Source organism: Mycobacterium sp. BMJ-28 (assembly GCF_054404835.1).
On record NZ_CM136783.1, the window covers coordinates 2,070,522 to 2,083,206 of the forward strand.

Annotated in this window: 17 protein-coding genes; 9 read left to right on the forward strand and 8 right to left on the reverse strand. The window is 62.1% G+C overall.

Annotation, left to right across the window (positions count from 1 at the left end; genetic code table 11):
- Nucleotides 1–28: 28 nt before the first annotated feature.
- From ACXPWS_RS10220 to ACXPWS_RS10240, 5 genes are all read left to right on the forward strand, one after another.
- Complete coding sequence (locus ACXPWS_RS10220) at nt 29–535, forward strand: Lrp/AsnC family transcriptional regulator (protein ID WP_458712327.1); 507 nt, start codon at nt 29–31, stop codon at nt 533–535.
- Between the two features lie 134 nt (nt 536–669).
- Nucleotides 670–900: a transposase gene (locus tag ACXPWS_RS10225; protein WP_458713481.1), complete on the forward strand. Its 231-nt coding sequence runs from the start codon at nt 670–672 to the stop codon at nt 898–900.
- A gap of 203 nt (nt 901–1,103) precedes the next feature.
- Nucleotides 1,104–1,280, forward strand: a complete 177-nt coding sequence (locus ACXPWS_RS10230; RefSeq protein ID WP_458712328.1) for a transposase — start codon at nt 1,104–1,106, stop codon at nt 1,278–1,280.
- Nucleotides 1,208–1,558: a transposase gene (locus tag ACXPWS_RS10235; RefSeq protein WP_458712329.1), complete on the forward strand. Its 351-nt coding sequence runs from the start codon at nt 1,208–1,210 to the stop codon at nt 1,556–1,558. The genes ACXPWS_RS10230 and ACXPWS_RS10235 overlap by 73 nt, the downstream gene beginning before the upstream one ends.
- Nucleotides 1,559–1,787: 229 nt before the next feature.
- Complete coding sequence (locus ACXPWS_RS10240) at nt 1,788–2,156, forward strand: hypothetical protein (RefSeq protein WP_458713482.1); 369 nt, start codon at nt 1,788–1,790, stop codon at nt 2,154–2,156.
- 44 nt (nt 2,157–2,200) lie between these two features.
- On the opposite strand, the gene ACXPWS_RS10245 is transcribed toward ACXPWS_RS10240, so the two are convergent.
- The 3 genes from ACXPWS_RS10245 to ACXPWS_RS10255 form a co-directional block, all read right to left on the reverse strand.
- Nucleotides 2,201–2,872: a TetR family transcriptional regulator gene (locus ACXPWS_RS10245; protein ID WP_458712330.1), complete on the reverse strand. Its 672-nt coding sequence runs from the start codon at nt 2,870–2,872 to the stop codon at nt 2,201–2,203.
- Between the two features lie 167 nt (nt 2,873–3,039).
- Nucleotides 3,040–3,642, reverse strand: a complete 603-nt coding sequence (locus tag ACXPWS_RS10250) for a PaaI family thioesterase (RefSeq protein ID WP_458712331.1) — start codon at nt 3,640–3,642, stop codon at nt 3,040–3,042.
- A gap of 6 nt (nt 3,643–3,648) precedes the next feature.
- A complete protein-coding gene (locus ACXPWS_RS10255; protein ID WP_458712332.1) occupies nt 3,649–4,185 on the reverse strand; it encodes a flavin reductase family protein in 537 nt (178 codons plus the stop codon).
- A 118-nt stretch (nt 4,186–4,303) separates the two neighbouring features.
- Between ACXPWS_RS10255 and ACXPWS_RS10260 the strand changes: the two genes are divergently transcribed.
- Nucleotides 4,304–4,969, forward strand: coding sequence for a PadR family transcriptional regulator (locus ACXPWS_RS10260; protein ID WP_458712333.1), 666 nt, complete (start codon nt 4,304–4,306; stop codon nt 4,967–4,969).
- A gap of 36 nt (nt 4,970–5,005) precedes the next feature.
- Here the strand turns inward: ACXPWS_RS10260 and ACXPWS_RS10265 are convergent, their stop codons facing one another.
- A complete protein-coding gene (locus tag ACXPWS_RS10265; RefSeq protein ID WP_458713483.1) occupies nt 5,006–6,709 on the reverse strand; it encodes a 3-ketosteroid-delta-1-dehydrogenase in 1,704 nt (567 codons plus the stop codon).
- Between the two features lie 139 nt (nt 6,710–6,848).
- Between ACXPWS_RS10265 and ACXPWS_RS10270 the strand changes: the two genes are divergently transcribed.
- Together ACXPWS_RS10270 and ACXPWS_RS10275 are read left to right on the forward strand one after the other, a co-directional pair.
- Entirely contained in the window at nt 6,849–7,994 is a 1,146-nt protein-coding gene (locus ACXPWS_RS10270) for a Rieske 2Fe-2S domain-containing protein (protein WP_458712334.1), read from the forward strand.
- Complete coding sequence (locus tag ACXPWS_RS10275; RefSeq protein WP_458712335.1) at nt 7,991–8,272, forward strand: ferredoxin; 282 nt, start codon at nt 7,991–7,993, stop codon at nt 8,270–8,272. Before ACXPWS_RS10270 ends, ACXPWS_RS10275 begins: the two co-directional genes overlap by 4 nt.
- A 33-nt stretch (nt 8,273–8,305) precedes the next feature.
- Here the strand turns inward: ACXPWS_RS10275 and ACXPWS_RS10280 are convergent, their stop codons facing one another.
- Nucleotides 8,306–9,028: a TetR/AcrR family transcriptional regulator gene (locus ACXPWS_RS10280; protein ID WP_458712336.1), complete on the reverse strand. Its 723-nt coding sequence runs from the start codon at nt 9,026–9,028 to the stop codon at nt 8,306–8,308.
- 136 nt (nt 9,029–9,164) lie between these two features.
- Here ACXPWS_RS10280 and ACXPWS_RS10285 point away from each other — a divergent pair, with 136 nt between their 5' ends.
- Nucleotides 9,165–10,076 carry a hypothetical protein gene (locus ACXPWS_RS10285; protein ID WP_458712337.1) on the forward strand — a complete coding sequence of 304 codons (912 nt, stop codon included), beginning with the start codon at nt 9,165–9,167 and terminating at the stop codon, nt 10,074–10,076.
- Between the two features lie 113 nt (nt 10,077–10,189).
- Here ACXPWS_RS10285 and ACXPWS_RS10290 read toward each other — a convergent pair whose 3' ends face one another.
- The 3 genes from ACXPWS_RS10290 to ACXPWS_RS10300 form a co-directional block, all read right to left on the reverse strand.
- Nucleotides 10,190–10,636, reverse strand: a complete 447-nt coding sequence (locus tag ACXPWS_RS10290) for a nuclear transport factor 2 family protein (protein WP_458712338.1) — start codon at nt 10,634–10,636, stop codon at nt 10,190–10,192.
- Between the two features lie 104 nt (nt 10,637–10,740).
- Complete coding sequence (locus tag ACXPWS_RS10295; RefSeq protein ID WP_458712339.1) at nt 10,741–11,523, reverse strand: SDR family NAD(P)-dependent oxidoreductase; 783 nt, start codon at nt 11,521–11,523, stop codon at nt 10,741–10,743.
- 20 nt (nt 11,524–11,543) lie between these two features.
- Nucleotides 11,544–12,620, reverse strand: a complete 1,077-nt coding sequence (locus ACXPWS_RS10300; protein WP_458712340.1) for a hypothetical protein — start codon at nt 12,618–12,620, stop codon at nt 11,544–11,546.
- Between the last annotated feature and the right edge of the window lie 65 nt (nt 12,621–12,685).

Genomic DNA, 12,685 nt, shown 5'->3' on the forward strand with positions numbered 1-12,685 from the left:
CGACGGGGAGGGTGGATAGGTGTCCAGAATGACAACAGGTGTCACTGCGGACATGATCGACGCCCGGCTACTTATCGCGCTCTCGCGTGACCCGCGTGCGTCGGCGATCGCGCTGGCTGAAGAAACCGGTGTGTCACGCAACACTGTCCAGGCTCGGTTGACCAAGTGGGATCAGAGCGGCGTGTTGCTGCCATTCGACCGCTGTGTGAATCCAGCATTCTTGGGATACACGATGCGCGCTTTCATCCGGGCCCGCGTCAAACAGCGTCTGTTAGGGCAGGTTTCAGATGGATTGGCTGAGATTGACGAGGTGACGGAAGTGCTTGGACTCAGCGGTGGTGCGGACCTGCTCATTCAGGTCGTTGCCCGAGATGCCGACGATCTCTACCGCATCGCGGGCCAGATTCTGGGGATTCGCGGTGTCCGACGCACCAACACCTCCCTGGTCATGCGCGAACTAGTTGACCACCGTCTCACCCAGCTGCTCGGCGAGATCGCACCCTCTGCACCCGGCAACGACGCCAGTGGCGCCTAGGCTCCAACGCTTTCGCCAGTCGGCAAAGGGGACTGCCGCGGTTTGGTTGACTCGTTGATGTGCCCTGGGTTGCATGGAGTCGGTTTGCCTGACTTTTGGTCACGACGTCCCGTGAAGGAGCCGTGTCGATGCCCATGCGTTATTCCGAAGAGTTTCGGCGCAAAGTGCTCGATCTGGCGCCCGCCGGGCGCCCTATTGCCCAGATCGCTGCCGATCTGGATATCAGCGACCAAACCATCTACAGCTGGCCCCCCAGGAGCTCATCGACACCGGTCAGCTGCCCGGGCTCAACCGCGCCGAACTGGCCGAGCTCAGTGCGGCCAATAAACGCATCCGCGAGCTGGAGACCGAAGTTGCCGTCCTGAAAAGGTCTCGTGAGCTGCTGCGGGAGCCGAATGACCCGAGAGGCGATTCGCGGCCATAGCCACCATGGCCGCAGAAGGACTACCTGTGCAGGTCGCATGTCGGCTATTGGCGGTGACCGATTCGGGCTACTACGCGTGGCGGTCGCGGGCTCCATCGCCACGCGCGCTGCGCCAACGCCTAGCTGACCGATCAGATCCGGGCCGTGCACACCGCCTCACGGGGCACCTACGGTGCACGCAGGGTTCATAGCGAACTGACTCTCGGGTTGGGTCTGCAGGTCGGCCACAACCAGGTGCGGGTGCCACCGTGCGTGCAGCAGCGCGCGATGTGGGCGTGCATCAGCATGCGGGCTACAACTGGTTGCGGAACTCTGGGTTGACGATGCAGCGGGCGACGCCACGAAAGTACACCGCGGAGGACAAGGCCGAGTTTTTCCGACGGTTGGCGGCGAACCCGAACGTCTCCGCAGTGGCCAGGGAACTGGGGTTCACGCGGATCACGTGCTACTCGTGGGCCTATAAGGCGGGCATCCGCACCAGCGAGGCTCGGAAAGTCAATCCCCGAAAGGAGGAATTTCTGCGGCTTCGCGCGCAAGGCTTGACTCGCGCGCAGGCCAGGGCGCGCGTCGGAGCCGATGCTCGATCGGCAACGGATTAGGACAAGGGCATCACCATCATCAACCGTGGCCGGATCTATCCCGATGGCCGCATCGTGCGCTATCCGGAGCCGACACTGGTCGGCGTGATGGCAGAGCGCAGGATGCGAGCAATTGGCGGAAGTGTCGATCTGAACAAGGTGGTGAAGGTCATCGACGCTCGATATCTGAGCTTGGTGGAACGCGAACAGATCAAAAGACCTTCACCGCGCGGGATTTTCGATCCGGCGGATCGCGGCCGAACTACAACGCTCACCGTCGACGGTCAGCCGGGAGATTCGACGCAACACCATCTCGACACGGGGCTATCTGCCCCACACTGCCCACCGCCTCTCTGTTGCGCGTCGCGCCCGCCCGCGAGAAGTGAAGCTGGGCTGTGTGAGTTTGTTCGCATCGGACCTCGTCAACCACTTGCGTTGGAATCCGGGAAACCGCAGCCGCTTTAGACAGCACGAAGAATATATCGTCGCTGTCGCTGTCGCCTTGACAGAGCACGTATCTCTACCCAGCCCGGAGGCATGGCGACACAGCCCAACCGCCCAAGCCGAACGCCGGCCGGAAGGACCGAATGTCTACGGACTCAGCCCCAACGGTCGATAAGTGTTGTCCGCCAGGCGCGTATACAAACTCTCGAAGGGTGATGATCATCCGGTCCGGACTTCATTCAGGCGGGCGGTGCCAGCACTCGGCACCAGATCGTGCGGATCGTTTCGACGCTCGATTATGGTGACGACCCGGGCGAGCTGCTGCACGAGTTCGGCGACCGCCGTTCGACGCTGCGCTACCGCAGAAATGTTGGTCACCCAAACATCGGCGAAAATCTCAGCGACAGGCTGGCGTAGCGCGGTCGGACAGCCGTCACCGACGGCATTGCTGAAGAGATGAAGAACTTGGGCGCGGACCGTGTCTGCTTCTGCAGTGAAGGGACCGTGTACACAAAGATAGGGACGGATCAGTGCCTCGGCGAGTCGTGGTGACGAAGACAGTCGAATCGCCGCAGTCTCGAATACACGCAGGAGCCGCGCGTAACCGCCGGGGCAGGCGGCGAAATCCGGATAGATCGAGGTTTCGAAGTTAGACAGCCAACTCTGAAGGCACGCTAGCAAGAGGTCATCCTTTGAGGGGAAATGAAGATAAATGGTACTGGGCGCAATGCCTGCCGCTGCGGCAACCGCGCGGATCTGGCAGTGTTCATAACCGAAAGTCGCGAGTTGCATTGCGGCGGAAACTATTCGGTGGCGCCGCTCGACTCGTCCCTTTCCGAATTCTGGGGCTTGCGCGACTGACGTCGTTGGGGTACCCAGGTGCCGGGTCATGTTCAGCTCCTTCAGATCCGGATCTCCATGCCGCGAGCACATTAGGGACACTGCGCCCTATCAGATGCGCGCTGTCTCGTTCACCGGACACCGAGTGCAATACACCGTGACGCCAACGAGCTATTGCGTCACCACTAGCAGCCTGGGTGCGGACGTGCTCGGTGCGCTCAGGGGCCAGATACCGGTGGGTGGAAGAAGATTCCTTCGGCGCGCACCGAGATGCCTTGTGGTGGACCCAGGTGTCCGACGACGATTGTCTTGGCTCCTTCGACGCGATCGATATGTGCTTCGGCGTGCACCGGACCCAACGGGGTGCCCATCTCATAGCGCAGGGCAAGCGAACCCGTGACCGCGGGCTGGCCGGGTCGATGGGCGGCTGCGCCCAGGACGTGGTCGAGCAGCAGTGCGCAAACCCCGCCGTGAACATGCTCGGCAGGGCCTTCGTAGGCGGCGCCGAGTGTGACATCGGCCCAGACGCTGCCATCGGCTTTGTGGTAGACGACCAGGGGCGCGGCCAAGGCGTTGCGCATACCCGTGACGGCGTTGCCCCACGTCAGAATTCGGCCTTCGGGAGTCCGGGGGAGACCGAAGGACCCAGGAATCAATGTGTTGCTGAGCTCGTCGACTGCGTCGTCGATCTTGCGCTGCGCTGACGCGATGGTCGCTGGGCCGGTCTGGCTGCGGATGGTGACATCGACAAGCCGGCGCACGGAATTGGCGAGCGACGCATACAGCGCTTCTGTTGGCTTGGGGTCGTCGTCGCAGAGCATATTGGCTTACACCGCTGCCGGTTCAGCGCTCCGCCCGGCGAAACCTCCGTAATCGCCGCGGTAGAACAGCAACGGGCGGCCCGGGTGTGCCTTCAACGCGGTGACATGGGCAATGACGATGGTGTGGTCGCCGGCCCCGTGTTCGAATTCGAAGTCAGCTTCGATGGTGGCCAAGACGCCGCGAATCCCCGGGGCGCCGTTGGAGGCGGGACTCCATCGGACGGTGTCGAATTTGTCCTCGGACTTGCCGGCGAACCGGGCGCAGATAGCTTCCTGATCATCGGCGAGAATATTGATGCACATCCGCCCGGTGAGGCGAATCTTCGGCCAACTGGTCGAAGACAACGCAGGGCAGAACGATACGTATGGCGGATCCAGCGACACCGACGTCACCGATTGGCAAGTGAAGCCCAATGGCTGTTGGCCGTCGTGACCAGTGACGACGGCGATCCCGGTACAGAAGTGGCCGAGTACGTTGCGCATGTCGTGCGGCTCGGGTCGTGAACTGTGGGCTTCGATCTCTGCGGCGTGGTTCGGTCCCATCGGTGCCCTCCTGTTGTCTCCTGTCAGGATTGGCGAGTAACCGGGCGCCGCACAACACCACGTCCCAGCCAGCGGTTCATCAGTGTGGCGTGGCGACCTGGGTTGTTACCCTATCTGAATGGAGGATTCCGAGCCCGCAGGCAAGCTCGCTATGTCGGCGACCGGGTGGGCGCTACTCGGGATGTTGTCGTACGACACGGAACTGTCCGGGTACGACATCCGCAAGTGGATTCATTGGAGTATGCGCTACTACTACGGTAGCCCGGCTTTCAGCCAGATCTATTCCGAGCTCAAGAAGCTGGAGAAGATGGGTCTGCTGACGTCGCGTGTGGACGGCTCCGGTACGCGCAACCGACGCCTGTACAAAATCACTCAGACCGGCTCGGACGCAGTTACCCGATGGGCGCGGGACACACCGCTGGAACCACCGTCGCTGAAGCATCCGGCGATCTTGCGGGTAACCCTCGGTCATCTGAGCGATCCCGAGACGCTCAAGGCGATGCTGCACGATCACATCGCCTACGTTGACGAGATGCACCGCGACGCGGCCAAGGAAGCCCGTTGGGCCGCAGAGGATCCCTCGTGGGCCTACGCGAAGATTGCTTTAGAGTGGGCCGAACGTTATTACGCGTCCGAGCGTGAACTGACCTTGAAATTAATCAAGGATCTCGACGAGGCCCAGGCGAACTTCCCCAAAGTCGGTGAGGGCGCGAAGATTCCGTGGCCCGATCCGGAGTACTGGTATGAGATCGAGAAGAGAGCCGAAGCCGAAGACGCCGGCTGATCCTCTCGCCCCGCATTTTGAACGTGCTTGCAACGCTTATCTCATCGCGGCGTCGAGAGCCGCGATATACCCGTACACCAGACCTTGGGCGATCGTCGCTCCGGCGCCGGGATAGGTGTTCCCGAAAGCGTTGGCGGCCGAGTTACCAATGGCATACAGCCCGCTGATGACAGATCCGTCCTCACTCAGCACGCGGGCATGATCGTCAGCCAGCAGGCCGCCGCACGTACCGAGATCGCTGAGGACCATCTTGACCGCGTAGAACGGCCCTTTCACCATCGGACGAAGATTCGGGTTCGGGGTGATGGTGGGGTCGCCGTAATAACGGTCGTAGGCACTGCGGCCGCGCTCAAAGTCGGGATCCTCTCCGGCGAACGCGTGCTCGTTGAATCGGGTTACGGTACAGCAGAACTCATCGACCGGGACGTCCATCTTGTCTGCCAGTTCGCTGAACCCCTCTGCCCGCACAGCGATTCCGGCGTCAAACCATTTCTGCGGTATCGGCATACGGGGAAAGAGCTCGGCGGCAAAAACATAGCTGTTGCGGTACTGCTGATCGAACACGATCCACATGGACTCAATAGGTGTACCGGCACGTTCCAATTCCAGCACCCGTTGGCCGAAGCTCATGTAGTCGGCGGATTCGTTGGCGAACCTCCGCCCATGGTGGTCGACGATGAATGACCCTGGTAGTGAACGCTCGGCTAGCATGACTGCGGGTGCGGCTCCCGGCAGTGGCGCGACGGCCGGGAACCACCAGGACTGGTCCATCAACGCGATCGCCGCCCCGGCATTCTGGCCGAGGCGGATGGCGTCGCCGGTGTTGGACTCGGCGCCCAGGCTGAGGTTGGAGCCCAGCGATTCGGACTGGAACTTCCTTCGCATGGACATGTCGTGATCGAATCCGCCGGCTGCCAGCACCACACCGCGGCGGGCGGTGACCGTGTGCCTAGCGCCGTCGTGTTCGACGACAGCGCCGGTGACCTTGTCGTCGTCGCAGATCAACTCGTGGAGGGCAGAGTTCAGCCAGATCGGGATGCCCGCCCGGATTGCCCCGGCGAACAACCCCGCGGCCAGCGCTTGCCCACCGGCGGCATAGCGACGGCCGAGCAGCAAGCCGCCGACGCCTTGGGCGAGACGCTTGACGATGGTCGGAATACCTTTGCGCGGTACACGGCTCATCAGATTGAGCCAGCGGTAGTCTGCGCCGGTGGTCGGCATCGGGATGCTGACCTCCATCACGCCGGGTCGCAATGCGGATAGGTATTCACCGAGGATCGCGGTATCGAGGGGGCGGCATTCGCAGGTGCGCCCGGCGGCCGATCCACCCGCAGCTTCGGGGTGGTAGTCGGAGTAGTCCCTGGCCCAGAACAGCTTCATCGGGGTGGTGCGGAGCAGCATGTCTACCGTTGCCGAGAGGTGTTGTAGGTACGCAGTCGAGCGTGCCGGGGGAGCAGATCCGGCCACCACAGCGTCGAGGTAAGTCGCTGCCCGCTGAACAGGATCGGTTCCTCCGCACTGCTCGATGACAGGGCTGGCAGGCAACCACAGGGCGCCACCTGATCGTGCCGTCGAGCCGCCGACGAAGGCCGATTTCTCGACGACGAGTACTGACAGGCCCTGCTCCGAGGCTGCCAATGCAGCCGCCAGCCCAGTACCGGACCCGACGACCAGCAGGTCGACCTCGGTGTCGGTAATGGTCAGTCCGCTAGGGATGGTCTGGTGGCTAGAGGTGGTCACAGCGGCGACGATAAAGCCGTCACCGTCGGCCACAATTCCGCTGTCCTAGTCAGCGGAACGCGACCGCGTCACGCGGGGCCGGTCGCAGTTGAATCGGTTGAGCAGCCCTCGCACTCGATGATCGAAGGACGGACCGCAGATGACCACGCACGCCGAAGCCGGCGAGATCCGGCTGATCGAGGCCGGATCAGCACCCACCAGATTCGCCCGCGGATGGCACTGCCTGGGCTTGATCCGCGACTTCGGGGACGGACAACCACATCAGGTCAATGCTTTCGGGCAGAAGCTGGTGGTGTTCCGGGGCGAGGATGGCATGATCAACGTGCTCGACGGATATTGCCGGCACATGGGGGGCGATCTGTCCCAGGGCACCGTGAAGGGCAATCAGATCGCCTGCCCGTTCCATGATTGGCGCTGGGGCGGGGACGGCCGCTGCAAGTCGGTGCCCTACAGCAAACGCACGCCGCGATTGGCCCGGACGGCGTCCTGGCCGACATTGCAGCAGGACGGGATGCTGTTCGTGTGGAATGACGCGGAACGCAAGGCGCCCCCGGCCGATGTCACTATTCCGCACATCGAAGGTGCCACCAGCGACGGCTGGACTGACTGGCACTGGTACACGACTGTGGTGAATACGAACTGCCGCGAGATCATCGACAACGTCGTCGACATGGCGCACTTCTTCTACATCCATGGCTCCCTCCCAACATATTTCAAGAACATCTTCCAAGGTCACGTCGCGACCCAATACATGAAGAGCGCCGGCCGTCCAGACGTCGGCGACCCGGAAGGCTCGAAGATTTTGGGAACCACGTCTTTGGCGTCTTACCACGGTCCGTCCTTCATGATCGATGACCTGACCTATCATTACGCCGAATTCGACCAGCGCACCGTCCTGATCAACTGCCACTATCCGATCGACGCGAACTCCTTTGTGCTGCAGTACGGCATCGTCGTGGAAAAGAACACGTTCATGCCCGACGAAATGGCCACCCAGATGGCAATCGCCTTGGGCGATTTCGTGAAAATGGGCTTTGAACAAGATGTCGAAATCTGGCGCAACAAAACCCGGATCGACAATCCGCTGCTGGTCGAGGAGGACGGTCCGGTGTACCAGCTGCGACGCTGGTACGAACAGTTCTACGTCGATGCCGCCGGCGTGACGCCGGACATGGTCGACCGCTTCGAATTCGAGCTGGACACCACTCGTCCGACCGAAGCCTGGATGAAGGAAGTGGAAGCCAACCTCGCGGCTCGCGCGACCACGTCCGGGCCGGTGGGATGACCGTTCGCGCAGACAACCGCTTGGAGGACGCCCCGATGGTGCCGGTGAACTGTCGGCGCTGCGGGGTGGAAGTCCAAGCGCGCAAGAGCAGCTGGAACCAAACCAGCGTCCAGTGGACAGATCAGGCTTTGACACTGTGTGAAGAACGCTGTAGGGCAGAACAATTGGCCGCGCAAGCCGGCAGCAATCTGTTCCTGGCATGTTCGGCACTCACCGGATCGATTGTCGATGCCGTACGCGCCGGCATACTGCCGATGGTCGATGACGGTGGTCTCTGATGCGTCGCTGACTGCCGTTGGCGTATCGGGGATTTACTGAGCATGAGCCGGTCTCAGGGGCGCAACGATCATGCGCATTCCGGCTCGTAGCGCCGACCGCAGATTCGTAAAGTTGCCGTCCTCGACCCAGTGGATGTAGGCGTGCCGACAAGCCTGGATGACGAACTGCGCCGGTAGCTGCCGGATGAAGGGATCGGCACCGAGGTCGAACCGTGTGTCTAGGAAGTCCGTGATCGGTTCGACCAGGTCTTGACCCCAGTCCAGCCATCTCAGCCGGTACTGCGGATCGTTGATGACCAGCGCCATGAAGGTGCGGTCCATCTCAACGCGCCCGCGCCGGGGCACTTCGGTACTGAACGCCTCGACTAGGGTGTCTACGGCATCATCCTGTTCCTGGGCGTCGGCCAGGACCTGCACGCTCAGTGTGCCGAACTCACGGAACAGCGGCAGTATCACGTCTTCCTTGACCGGAAAGTGGCGGTGAAATGTGCGCGCCGCGATTCCCACGGCCGCACAGATTCGGTCCACGGTTGCCGATGTCGAACCTTCCGCCAAGAAGATGTCGCGGGCTGCGAGAGCGATGTCCAGCCGTAGCTCTTCGGCCCGACGCTCGGTCAGCGTCGCCGGTTTGCGCGGTGCGTTCACGTGGCGGCCCCCCCTGTTGAACAGCGCCTCTGATCCTATTGACCAGCGCATGGATCTTCGTCCCCGGCTCGTGTCTAACCTCCCGGTCATCGGGAATCCTGCAGTGATCATGGTTGCTCGGGCACTAGTTTCACGTCTGTCAGATTCTGCCATATGTGCTGAAACTGACACGACCATGGGCGGGGTGTCTCAGCCCAGCCCGCCGTCCAGCCAGTACATGGCCACCGCAGCTCACAAAGGAGAATCGATGACCGTCGATACCGAGGAACTGAACTACGACGACTACACCCACGAGTTCATGGGGAAGGTCGGAAATGTCCAGGACTTTTCACGCGACTTCCTGCTCGGCCTGGCGCGCGTGTTCGAGGACGTCTTGAACTTCATGCCGTATGCCCATGTCAAGATCTACTCGGAGAAGGTCGGCATCAATGCCGCCATGGACGTCGCCGCCGAGGTTTCGCGAGCGGGCATGCGCCAGGTGCTTCCGATGGGGCGCTATCTGGCCCCGCCGGGCTGGGATTGGAAGGACGCTCAATACCAGGCCATTCCCTTCGACGTGCAGACGGAGGACTTCACCAAACCAGCGTTGATCCGGCTGATCAAGACGTACTGGGATCAGTACCTCAAGGGCCACAACTACTTCATCGACCAGTGGACGAAGATCATCCCGGAAGAAGAAGTCTGGCTCGGCCTGCCCGATATGTATCAGTTGATCATCGACTATCAGTACCCGAAGCTGGCCAAGGTCTTCAAGATCGAGCCCGTGCATGTCGTCGACTTCCTCAAGCTCGCGGTCCTGAGTATTGACGGCACGTTGGGCTACGGCGGCGAGTACATTGTGTACAACCCCGACCACGTGGTCCTGAACATGCGCCGCTGCGAGGTGCTGCAGAAGTACACCGACGAAGGCCTCTACCCGCCGGCGAGGGCGTGGATGAACTGCACATTTGAACAACGCATCTCGGCTCCGTTCTTCCCGGGCTGCACCCTGGCCATCAACTTGCCGCCCAAGGACTTCAAATTCGCCCAAGGCGAGCCGTTCTGTGTGTGGACCTATACCCGGGGTGAGGAGAACCACGCCGCTGCGGCGGCCGCACCGGATCCGCGTGCCACCGCGATGGAGCGGATCCCGTTGATGGACGTAACAGTGTCGAAGTAGGCTGCGCTGCAACACTTCCTGGTCGACGATGCCCGCCAACCCTGAGCAGTTGGCGAGCGTCATCGACCAGGGCATGGCAAAGGAGCGCTGGCCGGAGTCGAGCGGCGAGAAAACTAACTCTCGAACACTTGCATGGTTCCGATGTAGGCGCGATTGGCTTTGATCCGCTCCACCAAGCACCAAGAACCATCAGAACGACGTCGCCACGTGTCCTGGTAGTCGCCGACCGTATAGAAGCGCGTCGACGGGTCATCGTGTGCATTCAGGTGTAGGTCGCGAACGTAGGCACGGCTGACGGCTGAATCTCCGGATACCTCGACCGCCACGTTCCCCAGCAAGTGTTGTGTGGTACCGCAACTTTCGAGGAAGCCGCGAATCATCCTGATGATTGCGTCGCTTCCGACCAACCGTCCGTTGCCGAAATCACCTTGAGCGTCGGAGGCGAGGATGTCAGCCATGGCCGCCCAGTCGCGATCGTCCATCGCTCTTGCGAAAGTGGTGAGGGCGCGCTCGATGTGTCGTTCATCGAGCAGCGTCCTTACTTGGCTGTCCAGCTGCACGACGCGATCCCTTTCAGAGCGAGTGACGGCCTCGTGGTGTTGGAAAGGGCCGCGACGGTTCGTTGTGATGTCAGTGGCGTCACCAAGACAGCGACTTCACGTCATCAGGCGTGTGCGCCGCCGTCGACCCGGATCTCGGTACCGGTGATGAATGCACCGTCGTCTGAGGCCACCAGCGCGATCACCGAGGCGACCGCGCTGGGATCGCCGAGGATTGCGTTCTCGGTGCCGTGCAGCAGCGGGGTCTGCTTCGCCCACAGCCCGAGGTCGTAACCTTCGGGCATCTTGTCCAGGGTGCTGTTGGCGAGCGCAGTCGACACTCCGCCCGGCTGGATGTTGACAGCCCGCAGGCCCTGCTTTGAGTATTCGAGCGCCAACGCGTGCGTGAAGCTCAAGATGCCGCCCTTGCTGGCCGCGTAGGCCGCCATGTAGGGATGGGCGAATGTGGCTGCGGTGGAGGTGAAATTCACCACGACACCCCGGCCGGAATCCAGCAATGCCGGCAATGCTTGCCGAGTCACGAGAAAGGTACCGGTGAGGTTGACCGCCAGAGTGCGATTCCAGTCGTCGAGCGTCGTTTCGTGGGTATGCGAACACGTTTGCATCGCAGCGACATTGACCAGCACCTCAAGGCCGCCGAGTTCAGACACGGCGGCGTCGACGCCGGCGACGACGCCGTCTTCACACGAGATATCGAGGACTGCAGTGGTGAGGCTCTTGGAGGTGCCGGCGAGTTCGGCGGCAGCCGCGGTGGCGGCAAGTCCGTCGGCCGAGATATCGAATGCGGCAACAGTTGCCCCTTCGTCGAGCAGGCGGGCCACGGTGGCCGCACCGATACCAGAGCCCGCGCCGGTGACGATGACGCGGCGGTCAGAGAAGCGTTCCATCGGAGTATTCCTCAATCTGTTCAGGCGAATTGGAATGCGCTCAAGGGAGCGGCGTCCGGGTAGCTCGACGGGCCGCCCAGGTCGTAGGCAGCGTTGAGCGCGCCGATGAACTGCGGGTCGTGAAGCGGTTCGCCCGGCACGTCGAGCTTGATACCCTTGCCGGCGAGATCATCGACCATCATGCCGATGGCACGCTCGATTGTGATGTCGGCGGACCCGTCCATGTTCTTCTTGAGCTCCTCGTAGTCTGTGAAGACCTCGGCCGACCAATGAACCAGGAATCGCAGCTCGTTGGTCTGGTGACGGGCGATGACCTTGTCGCCGTTCTTCAGCAGCCACTGGTTGCGATCAGCCGGATCACCGGTGAACACGGTGTCGAAGGTCAGTCCAGGCGGAATCTGTTGCTCCAGTGGGCCATTGGCTTCGCCGCGATGCACCATCATCTCGTTCTGCACCACGACGCCGCGGTTGTTGATCGGTGGCAGCACCCGTGCGGGCGTCTTCAGTGGGCCGTCCGGCCAGTAGGTGAACCCGGAGCTCTCATCCAGGGAAAACCAGGTGATCACCTGGGCCATCTTGACCAGGTAGTCGGCGAACAAGCCGGACTTGCCCATTACGCTGCACAGCCAGGTGGGGGCGTTCTCGTGACGTACGCCGCGGAAGCTGGGGGAGTCCAGGTGGCCGGGGTCGCGGTTGGCGCAGGGACCGTTGATGTTGAACAGCATGAGTTCTGGCTTGGCGTACTCGGCGTTCCAGTAGCTCTTCGCGTGTTCCACGAAGGTCGCGTTGTAGAAGCAATCATGCAGTTCGGGATACAGCGCCGCGCCGTAGTTGGCCAGGTAGCCGCGGAAGGTTGGGGTGAGGAACAGGTCCAAGGATGGGGTGAACCCTTCCGGGAAGGCGCCGCTCATTGTGGCCATCAGCTCATCCGCGGAGGCGAAGTGCTGGGCGATGATCAGGCTCCACGGCCCTTGCGTCCGAACGACGTCGAGGAGCCGCTGACGCTGATCGTCGGTGTAGACCTCGGTGATCTCGCGTGGCGGTGCGACGGGCCGTAGGACGTCGGATAGTTCACGGCGTCGCTCATCGGTCAGCATCGTTTTCTCCTTCGGTGGTGAGGTTGTCGATTGTGGGCAGCCCGACGGCTGCTGCCGCGGCGAAC